Raw genomic sequence first — 18,318 nt, forward strand, 5'->3', positions numbered from 1 at the left:
ACGCGATGAAATCCTTCCCCCTGCCCCGCCGCCCCGCGCTCACGCTGTGCGCGGCCGCGTGCCTGCTCGCCGGCTGCACGGTCGGCCCCGACTATCGCGGCGCGCCCGCCGCGCCGGATGCGCCGACCTTCGTGCGTGCGCCGGCCACCGGCGTCGACACCGCCGCGCCGGCGCCGAGCGCCTGGTGGCACGCGTTGAACGATCGCCAGCTCGACGCGCTGATCGTTGCCGCGCTTGCATACAACCCCGATCTGCACGCCGCGCAGGCGCGCTTGCGCGCGGCACGCGCGCAGCTCGCGCAACAGCGCGCCGCGCAGATGCCGAAATCGTCGGCCACCGCCGCGGCCATCCGCATGCGCGAACCGGACGTCGGCGCGCTCGGCTCGCTGCTGCCGTCGAACGGCTCGGGCCAGTCGGGCGGCACGTCGCCGTCGCTCGGCGGCTCGGGCCCGCTGCAACTCTATTCCGCGGGCTTCGACGCGACGTGGGAAATCGACCTGTTCGGCGGCACGCGCCGCGCGGTCGAAGCCGCTTCCGCGCAGGCCGAAGCGGTCGACGCCGATCTCGCCGATACGCAGGTGTCGATCGCGGCCGAAGTCGCGAATGCGTATGTCGACCTGCGCGACCAGCAGCAACGGCTCGCGTTGTCGCGACGCACCGCGCAATTGCAGCAGCAGATGCTCGAACTCACGCAGCAGCGCCGCGCGCGCGGCGTCGCGGCCGATGCGGACATCGAGCGGCTGACGACCCAGGTCGAAAACACGCGCGCGTCGTTGATCCCGCTCGATGCCCAGGTGACCGAATCGCTCGACTGGCTCGCGATCCTGACGGGCCGCGCGCCGGGCGCGCTCGACGCCGCGCTGTCGACCCCGGACGCGGCATTGCCGACGCTGCCCGGCAGCGTCGCGATCGGCGATCCGGCCACGCTGCTGAAACAGCGCCCCGACATCCGCGCGGCCGAACGCCGGCTTGCGTCGAGCAATGCGCAGATCGGCGAGCATGTCGCCGATTATTTCCCGAAGGTGACGTTGCTCGGCGATCTCGGCTTCAGCGCGACCGACCCCGGCCACCTGTTCCGCAAGCAGAATTTCACCTGGGTAGGCGCGCCATACCTGCAATGGAACATTCTCGATTTCGGACGCACGCGCGGCGCGGTGCGCGCAGCCGAAGCGTCGCGCGACGAAGCGGAAGCGAATTATCAGAAGGCCGTGCTCGGCGCGTTGCAGGACGCCAATACCGCACTGCAGCGTTACGGGCATCAGCGCGAGCATGTCGTCGCATTGACGAAGGTGCAGACGTCGGCCGTGCATTCGCGCACGCTGATGGACCAGCGCTATCGTGCGGGCGTCGCGTCGATGATCGACCTGCTCGATACGCAACGCGAAGCGCTGTCCGCGCAGCAGAACGTGATCGCCGGGCAAGCCGAACTGATCAAGGACTATGTGTCGGTGCAGAAGAGCCTCGGGCTCGGATGGCAGGCAAGCGCCGGTTGACGGCGCGGCCGCAAATCATGCACGACCGATGCATCATGCTCGCCGAAACAATCCGGCAACAACTCATTGCGCGCGCAACAATACGCTTCGTTTCCTGCGCAACGAACGGGCTCGCGCCGCATCGCCCCGCGGCTATCGAAAACATATCGAATATCAATTAGCCAATCGTCTGACGATCTCTTCTAATTCAGTCGGCTTCCCCACCACCGATCGGATTCAAGGAGTTCCATCGTCATGTCCTCATCTTCCCATCGCGTGCTGCGGCACGCAGTCGCCGCGATCTGCGTCGCGCTCTCCGCCTCTCCGTACGCCGCCGAACTCACGCGCGACACCGGCGCGCCGGTCGGCGACAACCAGAATTCGCAGACGGCCGGCCCCGCCGGCCCGGTGCTGCTGCAGGACTCCGCGCTCATCGAGAAACTGCAGCGCTTCGATCGCGAACGCATTCCGGAACGCGTCGTGCATGCGCGCGGCACCGGCGCCTTCGGCGAGTTCGTGCCGAGCGCCGACATCTCCGACCTGACGAAAGCGAAAGTCTTCACGCCGGGCACCCGCACGCCGGTGTTCGTGCGCTTCTCCACCGTGATGGGCTATCGCGGCTCGCCGGAGCAGGCACGCGACCCGCGCGGCTTCGCGGTGAAGTTCTATACGCAGCAGGGCAACTGGGACATGGTCGGCATCAATTGGCCGGTGTTCTTCATTCGCGACGGCATCAAGTTTCCCGACTTCGTGCACGCGAACAAACCGAGCGCCGTGACCGGCGTGCAGGACCCGAACCTCGCGTTCGACTTCTTCGCGCACACGCCCGAGGCGACCCACATGCTGACGCGGCTGTACACGGACGAAGGCATGCCCGATTCGTATCGCCACATGGACGGCTTCGCGGTGCATGCGTTCAAGTTCGTCAATGCGCAAGGCGACGTGCACTACGTGAAGTTTCACTGGAAGAGCCAGCAAGGCGTGCACGGCCTGCGCCCGCAAGAAATCGCCGCATCGATCGGCCGCGACTGGAACCTGATGACGAACGACCTGTACGGCGCGCTGAAACAGGGCGATTTCCCGAAGTGGGACCTGTACGTGCAGGTGCTCACGCCGAAGGACCTGAACCGTTTCGACTTCGACGCGCTCGACGACACGAAGGTGTGGACCGGCGTACCTGAACGCAAGATCGGCACGATGACGCTCAACCGCGTGCCCGACAACTACTTCCAGTCGACCGAGGAATCGGCGTTCGCGCCGTCGCGGCTCGTGCCGGGGATCGAGCCGTCCGAAGACCGGATGCTGCAGGATCGCCTGTTCGCATACGCCGACACGCAGCTGTACCGGCTCGGCGCGAACTACATGGATCTGCCGATCAACCGCCCGGTCGTGCCGGTCGTCAACAACAACCAGGACGGCGCGATGAATGCCGGCAGCCGCAAGGGCGAGGTGAATTACGAGCCGTCGACGCTGAACGAACTCGCGCAGGATCCTCAGTACAAGTCGGTCCGCATGGCGCTCAGCGGCACGACGCAGCAGGAGGCGATCCGCAAGAAGCTGCCGTTCCGTCAGGCGGGCGAGTACTACCGCAGCCTGTCGCCGCAGGACAAGGACGACCTCGTCACCGCGCTGTCCGGCGACCTCGGCCAGGTGAAGAACGCGCAGAACCAGTACGCGATGCTGTCGTACTTCTACAAGGCCGACGCGGACTACGGCACGCGCCTCGCCCAGGCCGTTCACGCGAACGTCCAGCAAGTGCAGTCGCTCGCGGCGAAGCTGAACGACAACTGATCTCGCGACACCGGTCGCCGCCGACGTGTGCGCTCCCGCCGCGCACGTCGGCCCGATCCTTTCATCTGGACTTCACCCATGCGATCCGAACGCTTCACCCACGCGATTCGCGCGGCCGCGGCGGCGCTCGCGCTGACCGCACTCGCCGGCTGCGCGCACCTGCCCGACCGGCCGGCGTACGGCAAGGCCGACCCTGCCGCGCTGCGCCGCTATGACGACGACTGGTTCGACGCCGCGCGCGTCGGCCGCGTCGATATCCTTCGCGCGTTGCACGACGCCGGCTATCCGGTCGACGCGACCGACAGCCACGGCTATACGGCCGTGATCCTCGCGTCGTACGACGGCCAGCCCGCGGCGCTCGAGTACCTGTTGTCGGCCGGCGCCGATGCGTGCGTCGGCGATCGTCACGGCAACACCGCGCTGATGGGCGCGCTGTTCAGGAACGAGCCCGACATCGCGCGGCGCCTGATCGACACGCGCTGCCCGATCGACCAGACGAACGGCGCCGGCGAAACCGCGCTGGGGTTCGCGACGCTGTTCAACCGCTTCGAGCTGATTCCGCTGCTCGTCGCGCATGGCGCGAATCCGAACCATGTCGACCGGCGCGGCCAGTCGCTGCTTCAGCTCGCGCTGACGCACGACAATACGTATGCCGCGGACGCACTGCGGGATGCCGGCGCAAAACAGTAGCGCGGCTACGCGTCAAATGGCGCGCCCCATTCGCTGACCCGATCCGCATCGCCATCGCGCGATGCCGGCGCCGCGTCGCACCCGTCGTGCGCCAAGCGGCCCCGCCATGGCCAGCCAGCGCAGACGCGCCGCCTCGTCGGGCAGTTCGCCCAGCGACCCTGCCGGCTCGATCTTCAAACACCGGCGCGGGCCCACGCGCGCATCGAGCCGAAACACCGCGCGTGACACCGCGCCGCGCCCCTTGCTGCGGCTCCCCCTCCTTTCGCCGCCTCCATCGAATCTCCATCTTTCCGCATGAAAGCCGCCAACTAATCCAAGCAAACTCCGCTCCGTCAAAGCAGGCCGTGGGCTGCCTGCGCTTCCTGGAGTTGCTATGAACAATCAGAAACGATGCTGCCACGGCGCCGTATGCGCGCTGATGGCGGCCATGCTGGCAGGTTGCGGGCCGTCCGAGCAGCAGGCCGCCGCACCGGCCACCCCGGTCGCGGCCATGACCGTGGCCGCCACGCGCGTCGACGTGGCCGAAGACCTGCCGGGCCGCGTCGCGGCCGTGCGGGTGGCCGAGATCCGGCCGCAGGTGAGCGGCATCGTGCAGCGCCGGCTGTTCGAACAAGGCACCGAAGTGCGCGCTGGCCAGCCGCTGTTCCAGATCAATCCGGCGCCGTTCAAGGCCGAGATGGACACGGCCGCCGCGTCGCTGCAGCGGGCGCAGGCCGCACTCGAACGCGCGAAGGTGCAGACCGCACGCTTCAAGCCGCTCGTCGAGGCCGATGCGATCAGCCGCCAGGTATACGACGACGCCGTGTCGCAGCGCGACCAGGCCGCGGCCGACGTCGCACAGGCTCGCGCGACGCTCGCGCGCCGCCAGCTGGACCTGAAGTTCGCGACCGTGGAAGCGCCGATCGCCGGCCGCATCGACCAGGCGCTCGTGACGGAAGGCGCGCTGGTATCGAGCAGCGACAGCCAGCCGATGGCGCGCATCCAGCAGATCGACCAGGTGTACGTGGACGTGCGCCAGCCGGCCGCGTCGCTCGAAGCGCTGCGCGGCGCGCTCGCGTCGCAGCCGCAAGCGTCGGACAGCAACAGCCTGCCGGTCGACGTGCTGCGCGACGACGACACGCGCTACGACGTGAAGGGCCGCATGCTGTTCTCGGGCGTCAACGTCGATCCGGGCACCGGCGACGTGTTGCTGCGCGTGCTGGTCGACAACCCGAAGCGCCAGTTGCTGCCGGGCATGTACGTGCGGGCCCGGATTCCGCGCGCGCACTACGCGAACGCGGTGATGGTGCCGCAACAGGCGATCGTGCGCGCCGGCGGCAAGCCGCAGGTGTGGGTGCTCGACGCAAAGGGCACCGTGCACCTGAAGGCCGTCGAAGTCGGCGAGCTCGCGAATCGCAGCTACCGCATCAAGTCGGGCCTGCAGGCCGGCCAGAAGATCGTCGTCGAAGGCATGGAACGCCTGACCGACGGCGCGCCGGCCGCCGCGACCGACTGGAAGTCGCCTGACGCGCCCGCCACCGCGTCCGCGCACTGAGTCACGAGGAGCCTCCAGCCATGGCTGAATTCTTTATCCGACGCCCGGTGTTTGCGTGGGCGATCGCGCTCTTCATCATCCTGACGGGGCTGATCGCGATCCCGCAACTGCCGGTCGCGCGCTATCCGTCGGTCGCGCCGCCGTCCGTCACGATCACCGCAACCTATCCCGGCGCCACGCCCCAGACGATGAACGACGGCGTGCTGAGCCTCATCGAGCGCGAACTGTCCGGCGTCAAGAACCTGCTGTACTTCGAATCGTCGGCCGACACGTCCGGCGGCGCGCAGATCACCGTCACGTTCAAGCCCGGCACCCATCCGGAGATGGCGCAGGTCGACGTGCAGAACAAGATCAAGTCGATCGAGCCGCGCCTGCCTGCCGCGGTGCGCCAGAACGGGCTGATCGTCGAATCCGCGTCGTCCGGCTTCCTGATGCTGATCGGCCTGCGCTCCGACAACGGCCGCTTCGACGAAGGCGCGCTCGCCGACTACATGGCGCGCAGCGTGTCCGAAGAGTTGCGGCGCATCGACGGCGTCGGGCGTGTGCTGCAATTCGGCTCCGAGCGCGCGATGCGCATCTGGGTCGATCCGCAGAAGCTGATCAATTTCGGCCTGTCGATGAACGACCTGACGACCGCGATCGGCCAGCAGAACGTGCAGATCGCGCCGGGCAGCCTCGGCGCGCTGCCCGCGCTGCCAGGCCAGCGCGTGACCGTTCCGCTGACCGCGCAGGGTCAGCTCACGACGCCGGAGGAATTCGCGAAGGTCGTGCTGCGCGCGAACGCGGACGGCTCGAGGGTCGTGCTCGGTGATGTCGCGCGCGTCGAACTCGGCTCGCAGAACTACATGTTCGTGAGCCGCGAGAACAGCAAGCCGGCCACCCTCGCTGGCGTGCAGCTCGCACCGGGCGCCAATGCGGTGAAGACCGCGGACGCGATCCGCACGCGCATGGCCGAACTGAGCAAGTCGATGCCGTCGGGCATGAGCTATTCGATCCCGCTCGACACGTCGCCGTTCGTGAAGATCTCGATCGAGAAGGTGCTGGCCACGCTGTTCGAGGCGATGGTGCTCGTGTTCCTCGTGATGTACCTGTTCCTGCAGAACGTGCGCTATACGCTGATCCCGGCCATCGTCGCGCCGGTCGCGATGCTCGGCACCTTCGCGGTGATGCTGCTGACCGGCTTCTCGATCAACGTGCTGACGATGTTCGGCATGGTGCTCGCGATCGGCATCATCGTCGACGATGCGATCGTCGTCGTCGAGAACGTCGAGCGTCTGATGGCCGAGGAAGGATTGTCGCCGAAGGACGCGACGTCGAAGGCGATGAAGGAAATCACCGGCGCGATCATCGGCATCACGCTGGTGCTGACCGCGGTGTTCCTGCCGATGGCGATGGCGAGCGGCTCGGTCGGCGTGATCTACAAGCAGTTCACGCTGTCGATGGCCGTGTCGATCCTGTTCTCCGCGCTGCTGGCGCTGACGCTCACGCCGGCCCTGTGCGCGACGATGCTCAAGCCGCTCGCACCGGGCCATCACGAGAAGCGCGGCTTCTTCGGCTGGTTCAACCGCCGCTTCGACCGCCTGACGACCTGGTACGAGACGCGCGTCGGCCGCCTGGTCGGCCGCACCGGCCGCGTGATGCTCGTGTTCGTCGCGATCGCGGGCGCGCTGGTGTTCGGTTTCCGCAGCCTGCCGTCGTCATTCCTGCCGGACGAGGACCAGGGCTACTTCATCACCAGCTTTCTGCTGCCCGCGGACGCTACCGCCGAGCGCACGCATGACGTGGTCAACACGCTGGAGAAGCATCTTGCTTCGCGTCCGGCAATCCAGTCGAGCATTTCCGTGATCGGCTACGGCTTCTCGGGCCAGGGTCCGAACGCGGCGATCAACTGGTCCGTGATGAAGGACTGGAAGAACCGCGGCGGCGCATCGACGCTCGAGGAAGGCATGCTCGCGCAGCAGGCGATGGCCGGCGTGACCGAAGGCACGGTGATGGGCCTGCTGCCGCCCGCGATCGACGAACTCGGCAACAGCTCGGGCTTCTCGATGCGCCTGGAAGACCGCGCGAACCAGGGCACGGCCGCGCTCAAGGCAGCGGAAGTCAAGCTGCTCGAACTCGCCGCGCAAAGCAAGGTCGTGACCGGCGTGTACCCGGACAGCTTGCCGGCCGGCACGAGCATTCGCCTCGAGATCGACCGCGCGAAGGCGCAGGCGCTCGGCGTGTCGTTCACGACGCTCAGCGACACGCTGTCGACCGCGATGGGCTCGACCTACGTGAACGACTTCCCGAACGCCGGCCGCATGCAGCAGGTGATCATCCAGGCCGACGCGCCGGCGCGCATGCAGATCGACAACGTGATGAAGCTGTACGTGCGCAACGCGGCTGGCGGCATGGTGCCGCTGTCCGAAGTGGTGCGCCCGGTGTGGGCCGACACGCCGCTGCAGATGGTGCGCTTCAAGGGCTATCCGTCCGCGCGGATCTCGGGCACCGCCGCCCCCGGCCAGTCGAGCGGCGCGGCGATGGCCGAGATGGAACGGCTCGCCGCGCAACTGCCGCCGGGCTTCGCGGTCGAGTGGAGCGGCCAGTCGCTGCAGGAACGCCAGTCGGCGTCGCAGGCGCCGATGCTGATGGCGCTGTCGATGATCGTCGTGTTCCTGGTGCTCGCCGCGCTGTACGAAAGCTGGTCGATTCCGCTGTCGGTGATGCTGGTGGTGCCGCTCGGCCTGATCGGCGCGATCGGCGCGGTGCTGCTGCGCGGCTTGCCGAACGACGTGTTCTTCAAGGTCGGGATGATCACGGTGATCGGCCTGTCCGCGAAAAACGCGATCCTGATCGTCGAGTTCGCGAAACAGTTGCGCGAGGAAGGCAACGGGTTGATCGAGGCCGCCGTGCAGGCGTCGAAGCTGCGCCTGCGCCCGATCCTGATGACCTCGCTCGCGTTCGGCCTCGGCGTCGTACCGCTGATGATCGCGACCGGCGCCAGCGCCGAGACGCAGCACGCGATCGGCACCGGCGTGTTCGGCGGCATGGTGACCGCGACGGTCCTGGCCATTTTCTTCGTCCCTGTTTTCTTTGTGTTCGTGACGAGCATCCAGGAGCGCATCGGCGCATGGCGGGCTTCCCGCAAGCAGCCGGCCGCCCCGACTCACGGACAGGAAGGTTGATGCCATGCGATTGCTTATTCTTCCCTTCGTCCTCGCGCTGTCGGCGTGCTCGCTGGCACCGACGCTGGTCAAACCCTCGATGCCGGTGCCGACGGCCTACGCCGCCGCTGCCGCCGACCGCGACGCGAACGCCGCCGACCTCGGCTGGCGCACGATGTTCGGCGACCGCCGCCTGCAGCGCCTGATCGAGCTCGCGCTCGACAACAACCGCGACCTGCGCGTGGCGGCGCTGAACGTCGAGGCCGCCGAAGCGCAGTACGGCATCCAGCGCGCCGCGCGTCTGCCTGCGATCGGCGCCGGCGCGAACTTCACGCGCCAGCGTACGTCGGACGACACGCAATCGAATCCGCCGCTGTTCGGCACGACGCAGAACCAGTACGGCGTGAACGTCGGCATCAGCGCGTTCGAGATCGACCTGTTCGGCCGCGTGAAGTCGCAGTCGGATGCCGCGTTCGCGCACTACCTCGCGACCGATCACGGCCGCCGCGCGGTGCAGATCTCGCTCGTCGGCGGCGTGGCGGACGCGTACTTCGCGGAACGCCTCGCGCACGAGCAACGCCAGTTGTCCGAGCGCACGCTCGCCGATTGGCGGCAGTCGCTCGATCTCGCGCGCCGCCTGAAGGAAGCGCATCAGGCGAGCGGCGTCGACATCGCGCAGGCCGAAGGCCAGGTCGCGAGCGCGACGGCCGATCTCGAAGCACGCACGCGCGCCGTCGAGCAGGCGCGCAACGCGCTGCGCCTGCTGGTTGGCGCCGAGCTGCCGAAGGATCTGCCCGAGCCGCTGCCGCTGCAGCAGCAACCGGTGATGACGCAACTGCCGGCCGGCCTGCCGTCCGAACTGCTGTTCCGTCGCCCGGATATCCAGCAGGCCGAACAAAATCTCGTCGCCGCGAATGCGGACATCGGCGCCGCGCGCGCCGCGTTCTTTCCCCGCCTGTCGCTGACGTCGTCGATCGGCTTCCTCAGCCCCGCGATGGGCAGCCTGTTCGACGGCGGCCAGCGCGTGTGGAGCTTCGCGCCGCAGGTCACGGTGCCGATCTTCCAGGGCGGGCGGCTGCGCGCCGAGCTGCGTCTCGCGGAAGTGCGCAAGTCCAGCGCGGTCGCCGAATACGAACGCGCAATTCAGGCCGCGTTCCGCGAAGTGGCCGACGGCATCGCCGGACGCGAAACCTTCGGCCGCCAGATCGACGCGCAGACGCGCGTGGTCGGCTCGGCCGAACGCCGCACCGACCTGTCGAACCTGCGCTATCGCGCGGGGGTCGAGGGGCGGCTGGAGTTGCTCGATTCGCAGCGGCAGCTCTATGCGGCACGGCAGGCGTTGCTCGACCTGCGCCGCAGCGAGCTCGGCAACGCCGTTGCGCTGTACAAGGCGCTCGGCGGCGGCCTGACGGACCAGGACGTCGCACCGTCGACGCGCGTGGCGCAGAACTGAACGAACGGCGCCGTTTCGTCCTCCGCGGCAGCGTGGCGGAACGGCGCGCCCCGCGCCCGGCAACGGGCCGCCCCGATGGTTCGACATCGCACGGCACACTCCATGACGAATTCCCTGATACTGATTGCAGAAGACGAGCCCGACATCTCGGACATCCTCGATGCGTACCTGAAGCGCGACGGCTTTCGCACCTACCGCGTCGTCGACGGCCGAGCGGTGCTCGACATGCAGCCGCACCTGAAGCCCGACCTGATCCTGCTCGACGTGAAGATGCCGCATAAAAACGGCTGGGACGTGCTCGCCGAACTGCGACGGCGCGACAACACGCCCGTCGTCGTCGTCACCGCGTTCGACCGCGACCTCGACCGGCTGCAGGCGCTGCACGCCGGCGCGGACGACTACATCGTCAAGCCGTTCAACCCGGCCGAGGTCGTCGCGCGGTTGCGCGCGATCCTGCGCCGGTCCACCGCGCCGCCGAGCTTGCGCGTGCTGCGCGTCGGCGACCTGGAGATCGACACCGACAGCTATCTGGCCCGCGTCCGCACGGCGGGCGCCGAGGTGCCGATCACGCTGACGCTGACGGAGTTCCGGCTGCTAGCGCACATGGCGAGATCGTCGAGCCGCGTGTTTACGCGCGGCGAGTTGCTCGATGCGTGCATGGCCGACGTGAGCGCGCTGGAGCGCACGGTCGACAGCCACATCTGCAGGCTGCGCAAGAAACTCGAACAGGCCGGCGCACCGGGCATGCCGGAAGTGATGCGCGGCGTCGGCTACCGGCTGCGAGGCGTGCGGTGACGCTGTCGGCACGGCCCGGCCGGCAAACTCGGGCGGACGATCGGCCTCGTCGCGATCGTCGCCGTGCTGCTCGCCTGCATCGCCGCCTTCTTCATCTACGCACTGCATGCGCCGGCCGCGTTGCCGCACGACGCGACCGGCGCGATGCTCCGCAGTGCGTCCACTTACCTGGTGCTCGCGACGGCGCTGTTCGCCTGCCAGCTGGCCGCCGCGTTCGAACTCGTCACGTTGATCCGCCGCATGCTCGCGATGCTCGACGCGATGGCGGATGCCGCCGGCCGGATCGTCGCCGCCAGCAGTCGCGTCTCGCACACCCAGCTCGCTGAACTCGAAACCGGGCTCGACGCCATCAAGGTGTTCGCCACCGATGCGGACGTTGCCTCTCACGACTGCTTCAGCATGTCGACGCACTGTTCCGGTTCGTCGAAGATCTTCAGGCAGCCGAACGACAGGCGCCGGCGATTCGAACATTTCCTCGATAACGAACGGCCGTTTCAACACGCATCGGAAAGGATCGGCGAGTCGCTTTCGGCATTACCTGCTTTACCGGTTTCGAACATTACAAAATGCCGCCGATCTTTCAAAATCATTGCATCTTATTCGATTTAATTTTGTTTCATATAATCAGAAAAAGTTTGACACCGCGCTTTCGTTCTTGATACCGTCCGATGCAAGCAATCCGACGGATTGCCCGCCACGCAATCGATTCCGCTCTACGTTTTTCGCTTCCGCTGCACCGAAGTACGCGTCGCCGAATGATTCGTTCGTCCGCCGGCGCGTGCAGTATCCCGATGCATTTCACTGGACGGCTGCCATCCGGCAGCGGGCCGAAGGACCGAATCAAATGAGCAGGACAACGAAGCTGTTGCTCTAGCAATCCCGCCCGCGCCGACTCCGGCGCGACTGCCCCGCCCTGCGGCGCAGCCTTCCCGTTACCGCGTTTTCCGTATTTCGCCCCCGGAGAAAAACCGCTTTCCGGATCGGGCGAAAGGCCCTGTCGCGTCCGTGCCATCCGCCCGCATGCGACAGAAAACGGCGGTGCATGACCCGCACCGCTGTCGACCGTTGTTGTTCGTGCCGTTCGTTGTTCAACCGGAGGGGTAATTCAAATGAATCAGGTTGCAAACAAGAAACAAAAGCACATTCGCGCCGTCAATCTCGCACTCGCCGCCGCGGCCGCGGCCGCCGCCGCTTCGTTCGGCATGGCTGCCGCCCATGCCGCGCCTGCGGCCGGCTGGACGGAAACGCGCACCAAAGGGTTCCTGCCGCTCGTGCAGCAGAACGAAGCCGACACGGCCGGCGCGCCCGCCGCGAGCACGGCAGCCGCTGCCGCGTCGGCCATCGACATGGCGCCCGGCGAATCGGTGGACATCGTGCTCGGGCTGAACCTGCGCAACGAAGCCCAGCTCGACCAGTACCTGCGCGACCTGCACACGCCCGGCTCGCCGCACTACCGGCAGTTCCTCACGCCTGCGCAATTCGCCGCGCAATACGCACCGACCGACCAGCAGGTCGCGTCCGTCGTCGCCCACCTGCGCAAGGCCGGCTTCGTGAATATCGTGGTCGCGCCGAACCGGCTGCTGGTCTCCGCGTCCGGCACCGCGGGGACCGTCCAGTCCGCATTCCGCACGACCCTCAAGCGCTTCACGCGCAACGGCCGCAGCGTCTATGCGAACACCGACGCCGCGCAAGTGCCGAACGCGATCGGCAACGTCGTCGGCGCGGTGCTCGGCCTGCAGAACGTCGAACTGATGCATACGGGCGCGGGCAGCAAGCCGCAAGGCGATACCAGCAACCTGACGATCCCGGCCGGCGCGTCGGCGGTGCCGCACAACCCGACCGAGTTCTCGTCGATCTACGGCGGCGACGGCACGCCGACGGCCTCGCAAACCACGGTCGGCATCATCTCCGAAGGCGACCTGTCGCAGACGGTGAGCGACCTCAATACGTTCGCCGCGAACAACGGCCTCGGCACGATCAACAGCAGCATCGTGAAGACGGGCCCGGCCGGCAGTTCGTACACCGACACCGACGGCACCGTCGAGTGGAACCTCGACAGCCAGTCGATCGTCGGCACGGCTGGCGGCAGCGTGAAGCAGGTCGTGTTCTACGTCGCGCCGTCGATGACGCTCACCGCGATCACGGCCGCGTACAACAAGGCCGTGACCGACAACGTCGCGAAAGTGATCAACGTATCGCTCGGCGTATGCGAGTCGTCCGCGTACAGCACCGGCTCGCAGGCAACCGACGACACCATCTTCAAGCAGGCGGTCGCGCAAGGGCAGACCTTCTCGGTTTCCGCCGGCGATCACGGCGCGTACGAATGCGCGAGCGGCAAGCCGTCGCGCTCGACCTATACGGTGAGCGAGCCGGCCACGTCGCCGTACGTGATCGCCGTCGGCGGCACGACGCTGTTCACGAATACGTCGACCAATGCGTACAACAGCGAAATCGTCTGGAACGATCCGAGCTGGCAGTCGGGCACCGTGTGGTCGACGGGCGGCGGGTACAGCAAGTACGAAGCCGCGCCGACGTGGCAATCGTCGACTCTCACCGGATCGACCAAGCGCGCGCTGCCGGACATCGGCTTCGACGCCGATCTCCGCACGGGTGCGATTCTCGTCGTGAACGGCCAGACGTCCGACACGCTGTGGGGTTCGGGCTACCTGAACAACGAAGGCGGCACGAGCCTCGCCGCACCGATCTTCACCGGCATCTGGGCGCGGCTGCAGTCGGCCAACAACAATGCGCTCGGGTTCCCCGCGTCGAGCATCTACAAGTACTTCCCGACCAACGCGGCGCTGCTGCACGACGTCACGTCCGGCAACAACGGCAGCGGCACCTACGGCTACAAGGCGAAGGCTGGCTGGGATGCGACGACGGGCTTCGGCAGCGTGAACATCTCGAAGTTGAACGCGTTCATCCAGAGCACGTCGGATTTCGCGCGCTGATGGGCCACTGACCGAACCGGGTGCGGGAGCGCGACGTATCGCACGCAACCGCGTCCAACAGCCCGCGAAGGCTGCGAAGCCGTCGCGGGTTTTCTGCATGCCGCGTGATCTCGCCTCCGCCGATGCGGCCCCGCCGCGCAGCACCGCACCGCTCAATCGGCCCAGTTCCGGACATAGTCCGGCATCGGCGCGTTGCCACCTGCATGAACCGGCGCGCCGCGTGTCGTCTTCAACGGCAGGATCCCGGCCCACACCGCCAGCCCGAGATCCTCTTCCTTGTCGGACGGCAGCGAATCGCTGATTTTCACGGCCGCTTCCGCCATCGAAATCCGCAGGACGCTGGTCGCATTGATTTCCTTCGAATTGCCCGGTCGCGCTTCATGCTTGCGGCCCGGCGCGATCTTGTCCATCAACGCATCCAGCGCGGCGAGTTTTTCCACGCTGCCTTCGATCACGTCGAACTGCCCGTAGATCACCGCGGATCGATAATTCATCGAATGGTTGAAGGCGGACCTGGCCAGCACGAGACCGTCCAGCAGCGTCATCGCGACGCTAGCTTGCACGCCGGCCGACAGCGCCTTGATCATCCGGCTGCCGTTGGACCCGTGGATATAGAGCGCGTCGCCCCTCCTCCAGTGCGCGGTCGGGATGCAGTGCGTGTTCTGTCCGTCGCCGAATGCGACGTGACAGACGTACGCGTCGTCCACGACGCGGTAGAGCATCGTGCGATCGTGACACGCCAGTTCAGGCAGGCGGCGAATGGTCGTGCGCGGCGTGGAAGAGAGAGTGGTCTGGTCGCTCATATATATCTGTACTACGAAGTGAATTGTATCGGCATCGTGCCGTATCCGTGTCTCAGCGCGTGGTTGCCCCGCCGATCGACAATCGCGCGCCGAATCGAGCAAAATACGCGCACATCGCAAGTCGCACCGATCGCTCGCCATGTGCGCGAACCTGCCTGCGCCGCGAAAGCATGAACGATACGATGCGCGCCGCGTCTTCGAAAGAACCAGCACAAGGAAAATTTCTGGAACCAGCCCATGGATCTCGCGCTGCTCATCTCATCGCTTGCCAGACAGGACGGCGCGACAACGCATAGTCAGCAGGAAGCGCTCTACCGGAGCCTGCGCGACATGCTGCTGGACGGGCAGCTTCCGCCCGGCACGCGGCTCGCGTCGACGCGCGTGCTCGCGGCGGAGCTGGGCATCGCGCGCAATTCCGCAGTCTATGCGTACGAGCGCCTTGCCGAGGAAGGCTTCGTGGCGGCCACGCGCAACGGCACGATCACGCTATGGGACGGATGCCGCCGCCCGGGCGCCGGAAAGGAAGACGGCTCCGCACCGGTTCACCTGTCGGCGCGCGTGCACGGGCTGGAGAACGCCGATCCCGAGCCCGAACGCATGCTGCCGTTCGTTCCCGGCCTCCCGTCTCTCGACGAATTCCCGGTTGCCCAGTGGCGCCGCTGCATCGAGCGCGCATGGAAGACCATCACGCCCGCCCGGCTGGCGTACGGTCCGGTCGAAGGACTGCCCGAATTGCGGCGCGCGGTGGCCGCGTACATTCGCGTGTCGCGCGGCGTGCGCTGCGACATGGAGCAGGTATTCATCACCGACGGCACGCAGGGCAGCCTCGAACTGTGCGCGCGGATGCTGGCGAATCCCGGCGAATACGGCTGGCTCGAGAACCCTTGCTACAACGGCGCGAGGACCGCGTTCCGCTCGACCGGCCTGAATCCCGTGCCGATCGAGGTCGATCGCGAGGGGATGGCGCCGACCGACGCGCAGTGGCGCACCCACCCGCCCCGGCTGATCTATACGACCCCGTCGCACCAGTACCCGCTCGGCGCGCTGATGAGCCCACGGCGGCGCGCGGCGCTCATCGAACATGCCCGTGCATGCGGCGCGTGGATCCTCGAGGACGACTACGACAGCGAGTTCCGTCACGGCGGCCAGCCGCTGCCCGCGATCCAGGGTCTGCAAGCGGACGCGCCAGTATGCTATCTCGGCACGTTCAGCAAGACGATGTTCCCGGCCCTTCGGCTCGGTTTCATGGTGGTGCCGCCGGTGCTGGTCGAACGCTTCACGCGCACGCTGCGCGAACTCGTCCATCGCGGTCATTCGGCCGACCAGCTGGCAATGGCGGAATTCATCGATACCGGCCTGTTTGCGCGGCACCTGCGCAGAATGCGGGCGCTTTATGCGGACCGGCGCAGGAGCCTCGAAGCGGCGCTCGCCCGCCATCTCGGCACGTCGCTGAGCGTGCGGGAAAGCCCGGGCGGCATGCATCTTTCCGCGGATCTCGCGGCGCCGCTGCACGATACCGACGTCGCGCGCACCGCCGCCGCCCATGGCTTGCTGCTGCAACCGCTGAGCAGCTACTGCATCGGCGACGGCCGCCGCGGCAACGGCCGCCGCTACAACGGTTTCGTGCTCGGCTATTCCGGACTGAGCGACGCGACGATCGAGACAGCAGCGATGCAGTTCGCGGCCGTCATCGACGAGCACCGCCGCGCACGGCGCTGAGCGTCGCTCACAGTTGCGATTCGATCGGAAACAGCCCGAGGAACCACACTTCCATCCGCCGCCCGGCGGACACTTCCGGCTCGTGATCGATCTCGGTGACCTTTCCGTCCGCGTCGGTCTGAACCCACTTGAGTCGCCCTTTGCCAGCCGCGTCGGTTCTCGCTTCCACGCGCCATGCGATCTGGTCGAGCCGCGCTTCCAGATCGTTGGCCACCTGGGAGGCGATCGCCGGACTCTCGCAGTAAAGGCCGATCTCCGTATTGAGGTTCAGCGAACGTGGATCGAGATTCATCGACCCGATGAAAATGCTCGTGTGATCGAACACGTAGGTCTTCGCATGCAGCGATGCACGCGACGAGCCGATGATGACCTGCTTCGAAATGCTCTTGTCGCCCGACGGCCGGCGCTCGTAAAGCCGCACGCCCGCATTCACCAGCTCGCTTCGATAGCGGCGGTAGCCGGCATGCACGGCCGCCACGTCGGTCGACGCGAGCGAATTGGTCAGCACCGTCACGCGCACGCCACGCGCCACGAGCGCGCGCAGCCGCTCGACGGCATCCTTGCCCGGCACGAAATACGGCGACACGATCAGCAGGTCGTGCTGCGGCTGCAACGCGAGCGCACGCAACTGCGGCATCAGGTGCCCGTCGCGGTCCTTCGGCGGGTGCGCGATCTTCGACGGATCGTCGTACAGCACCGTCGCATGCCCCCACGACAATTCGGTGCCCTGCCCGTGGACGATCCGGTCGAGCCGCTGCCGGGCCTCGAGCACGTATGGATTGTCTTCCATCGCCCTCAGGTAGTCGCGCAACCGTTCGCGCTCGCGGTCGAGCCCGCCCGGCGCCGCATCGTGTCCGACCAGCGTATCGATCGGATACGCATACGGCGAATTCCAGAACGTATCGAATTCGGTCGAGATATCCTTCACGACCGGGCCGTGAACGACGACGTCGAGATCGCCGAATTCCAGCATCGACGATGCGCCGAAGTATTCGTCGCCGATATTGCGGCCGCCGACGATCGCCGCCTGGTTGTCCGCGATCATCGCCTTGTTGTGCATGCGCCGGTTGACGCGCGAGAACTCGAACACGGTGCCGATCTTCTTGAACCGGCGCGTGGCCACCGGATTGAACAGCCGGATCTCGATGTTCGGATGCGCGCTGATCTCGAGCAGTTTGCGGTCGTCCGCGTTGGTGCCGAGATCGTCGAGCAGCGCGCGCACGCGCACGCCGCGATCGGCCGCGCGCATGATCGCGTCGGCGAGTTCGTGCCCGGTCAGGTCGTCGTGCCAGATGTAGTACTGAAGGTCCAGCGAGCGGTCGGCGCGGTCGGCGAGCAGCACGCGCGCGTCCAGCGCGTCGACCGGATCGGTCAGCAAATGAAACGCGTCCTGCCCCGGATGGGCGGCTGCCTGCTGGCGAAATGCCGCGCCGAGGCGCGTATCGTCGGTATCGGTAAATGCGTGCGTCGGCGCGCGCTCGGCCTGCGGCGGCAGGCTCGCGCACGCGACGAGCATCAGCAACGACAGAATCGCACCCCACGAACGCAGCATGATCATGTTGGCCGCCCCACTGTCGGGCGAAGTCGGATTGTGTTTGTTCTGGCTGGCTGCCGGACGGAGCGCGGCGCTGGTCCTCGGTGTGCGCGCGACAAAGCAGCGTGCGACCGGATCGCGCCACAGCATACTTCGATTGATATCGGGGCCGCACGCTTTCCGTGTTTCCGCGGTGGCGAAGATGCGACAGCCGGCGCCGACGCGAACGCGTTCAATACGGTCGACCGCGCCCAAAGAAAAACCCGCGACGCCTTGCGGCATCGCGGGTTTCGCGGCTTCCCCGAACGACCGTGGAAGCGAATCTGGTGGGCCCCCCGGGAGTCGAACCCGGCACCAACGAATTATGAGTTCGCTGCTCTAACCAAGCATGAGCTAGGGGCCCAGACGAGAAGCAAAGCGTGCTACACGCTCT

The 18,318-nt window shown here is 67.0% G+C and carries 12 protein-coding genes and 1 tRNA gene; 10 read left to right on the top strand and 3 right to left on the bottom strand.

Annotation, left to right across the window (positions count from 1 at the left end):
- Nucleotides 1–5: 5 nt before the first annotated feature.
- The 9 genes from A9Z05_RS13400 (at nucleotide 6) to A9Z05_RS13440 (ending at nucleotide 13,829) form a co-directional block, all read left to right on the top strand.
- Complete coding sequence (locus A9Z05_RS13400) at nucleotides 6–1,493, top strand: efflux transporter outer membrane subunit (RefSeq protein ID WP_069618495.1); 1,488 nt, start codon at nucleotides 6–8, stop codon at nucleotides 1,491–1,493.
- A 234-nt stretch (nucleotides 1,494–1,727) separates the two neighbouring features.
- Nucleotides 1,728–3,263, top strand: a complete 1,536-nt coding sequence (locus tag A9Z05_RS13405; RefSeq protein ID WP_069618496.1) for a catalase — start codon at nucleotides 1,728–1,730, stop codon at nucleotides 3,261–3,263.
- A 78-nt stretch (nucleotides 3,264–3,341) separates the two neighbouring features.
- Nucleotides 3,342–3,953 (top strand): ankyrin repeat domain-containing protein, encoded by a 612-nt coding sequence (locus A9Z05_RS13410; protein WP_069618497.1) that lies wholly within the window; start codon nucleotides 3,342–3,344, stop codon nucleotides 3,951–3,953.
- 373 nt (nucleotides 3,954–4,326) lie between these two features.
- The gene (locus tag A9Z05_RS13415; RefSeq protein ID WP_069618498.1) at nucleotides 4,327–5,487 is read left to right on the top strand and encodes an efflux RND transporter periplasmic adaptor subunit; all 1,161 of its coding nucleotides are present in this window, start codon (nucleotides 4,327–4,329) and stop codon (nucleotides 5,485–5,487) included.
- A gap of 20 nt (nucleotides 5,488–5,507) precedes the next feature.
- Nucleotides 5,508–8,651, top strand: a complete 3,144-nt coding sequence (locus tag A9Z05_RS13420; protein ID WP_069618499.1) for a multidrug efflux RND transporter permease subunit — start codon at nucleotides 5,508–5,510, stop codon at nucleotides 8,649–8,651.
- Between the two features lie 4 nt (nucleotides 8,652–8,655).
- Entirely contained in the window at nucleotides 8,656–10,083 is a 1,428-nt protein-coding gene (locus A9Z05_RS13425; protein ID WP_069618500.1) for an efflux transporter outer membrane subunit, read from the top strand.
- 102 nt (nucleotides 10,084–10,185) lie between these two features.
- Nucleotides 10,186–10,878 (top strand): response regulator, encoded by a 693-nt coding sequence (locus A9Z05_RS13430; RefSeq protein WP_069618501.1) that lies wholly within the window; start codon nucleotides 10,186–10,188, stop codon nucleotides 10,876–10,878.
- 63 nt (nucleotides 10,879–10,941) lie between these two features.
- On the top strand, nucleotides 10,942–11,487 hold the full coding sequence (locus tag A9Z05_RS13435; RefSeq protein ID WP_256121984.1) for a hypothetical protein: 546 nt from the start codon (nucleotides 10,942–10,944) through the stop codon (nucleotides 11,485–11,487).
- Between the two features lie 500 nt (nucleotides 11,488–11,987).
- Nucleotides 11,988–13,829 carry a protease pro-enzyme activation domain-containing protein gene (locus tag A9Z05_RS13440; RefSeq protein ID WP_069618502.1) on the top strand — a complete coding sequence of 614 codons (1,842 nt, stop codon included), beginning with the start codon at nucleotides 11,988–11,990 and terminating at the stop codon, nucleotides 13,827–13,829.
- A 152-nt stretch (nucleotides 13,830–13,981) separates the two neighbouring features.
- Here the strand turns inward: A9Z05_RS13440 and A9Z05_RS13445 are convergent, their stop codons facing one another.
- On the bottom strand, nucleotides 13,982–14,632 hold the full coding sequence (locus A9Z05_RS13445) for a pyridoxamine 5'-phosphate oxidase family protein (RefSeq protein ID WP_069618503.1): 651 nt from the start codon (nucleotides 14,630–14,632) through the stop codon (nucleotides 13,982–13,984).
- A 237-nt stretch (nucleotides 14,633–14,869) separates the two neighbouring features.
- Here A9Z05_RS13445 and A9Z05_RS13450 point away from each other — a divergent pair, with 237 nt between their 5' ends.
- Nucleotides 14,870–16,351 (top strand): PLP-dependent aminotransferase family protein, encoded by a 1,482-nt coding sequence (locus A9Z05_RS13450; RefSeq protein ID WP_069618504.1) that lies wholly within the window; start codon nucleotides 14,870–14,872, stop codon nucleotides 16,349–16,351.
- A 7-nt stretch (nucleotides 16,352–16,358) separates the two neighbouring features.
- Here the strand turns inward: A9Z05_RS13450 and A9Z05_RS13455 are convergent, their stop codons facing one another.
- Both A9Z05_RS13455 and A9Z05_RS13460 read right to left on the bottom strand, forming a co-directional pair.
- Nucleotides 16,359–17,909 (bottom strand): phospholipase D family protein, encoded by a 1,551-nt coding sequence (locus A9Z05_RS13455; protein WP_069618668.1) that lies wholly within the window; start codon nucleotides 17,907–17,909, stop codon nucleotides 16,359–16,361.
- Nucleotides 17,910–18,209: 300 nt separating this feature from the next.
- Nucleotides 18,210–18,288, bottom strand: a tRNA-Ile gene (locus tag A9Z05_RS13460).
- Nucleotides 18,289–18,318: the final 30 nt, after the last annotated feature.

Origin of the sequence: Burkholderia sp. A2, assembly GCF_001729305.1 — a bacterium.
In the GTDB taxonomy this organism is placed as follows: Bacteria; Pseudomonadota; Gammaproteobacteria; order Burkholderiales; family Burkholderiaceae; genus Burkholderia; species Burkholderia sola.

Coding starts and splice junctions, on each gene's coding strand:
- A9Z05_RS13400 (WP_069618495.1), top strand. CDS start 6: ATGAAATCCTTCCCCCTGCCCCGCCGCCCCGCGCTCACGCTGTGCGCG.
- A9Z05_RS13405 (WP_069618496.1), top strand. CDS start 1,728: ATGTCCTCATCTTCCCATCGCGTGCTGCGGCACGCAGTCGCCGCGATC.
- A9Z05_RS13410 (WP_069618497.1), top strand. CDS start 3,342: ATGCGATCCGAACGCTTCACCCACGCGATTCGCGCGGCCGCGGCGGCG.
- A9Z05_RS13415 (WP_069618498.1), top strand. CDS start 4,327: ATGAACAATCAGAAACGATGCTGCCACGGCGCCGTATGCGCGCTGATG.
- A9Z05_RS13420 (WP_069618499.1), top strand. CDS start 5,508: ATGGCTGAATTCTTTATCCGACGCCCGGTGTTTGCGTGGGCGATCGCG.
- A9Z05_RS13425 (WP_069618500.1), top strand. CDS start 8,656: ATGCGATTGCTTATTCTTCCCTTCGTCCTCGCGCTGTCGGCGTGCTCG.
- A9Z05_RS13430 (WP_069618501.1), top strand. CDS start 10,186: ATGACGAATTCCCTGATACTGATTGCAGAAGACGAGCCCGACATCTCG.
- A9Z05_RS13440 (WP_069618502.1), top strand. CDS start 11,988: ATGAATCAGGTTGCAAACAAGAAACAAAAGCACATTCGCGCCGTCAAT.
- A9Z05_RS13445 (WP_069618503.1), bottom strand. CDS start 14,632: ATGAGCGACCAGACCACTCTCTCTTCCACGCCGCGCACGACCATTCGC.
- A9Z05_RS13450 (WP_069618504.1), top strand. CDS start 14,870: ATGGATCTCGCGCTGCTCATCTCATCGCTTGCCAGACAGGACGGCGCG.
- A9Z05_RS13455 (WP_069618668.1), bottom strand. CDS start 17,909: ATGATCATGCTGCGTTCGTGGGGTGCGATTCTGTCGTTGCTGATGCTC.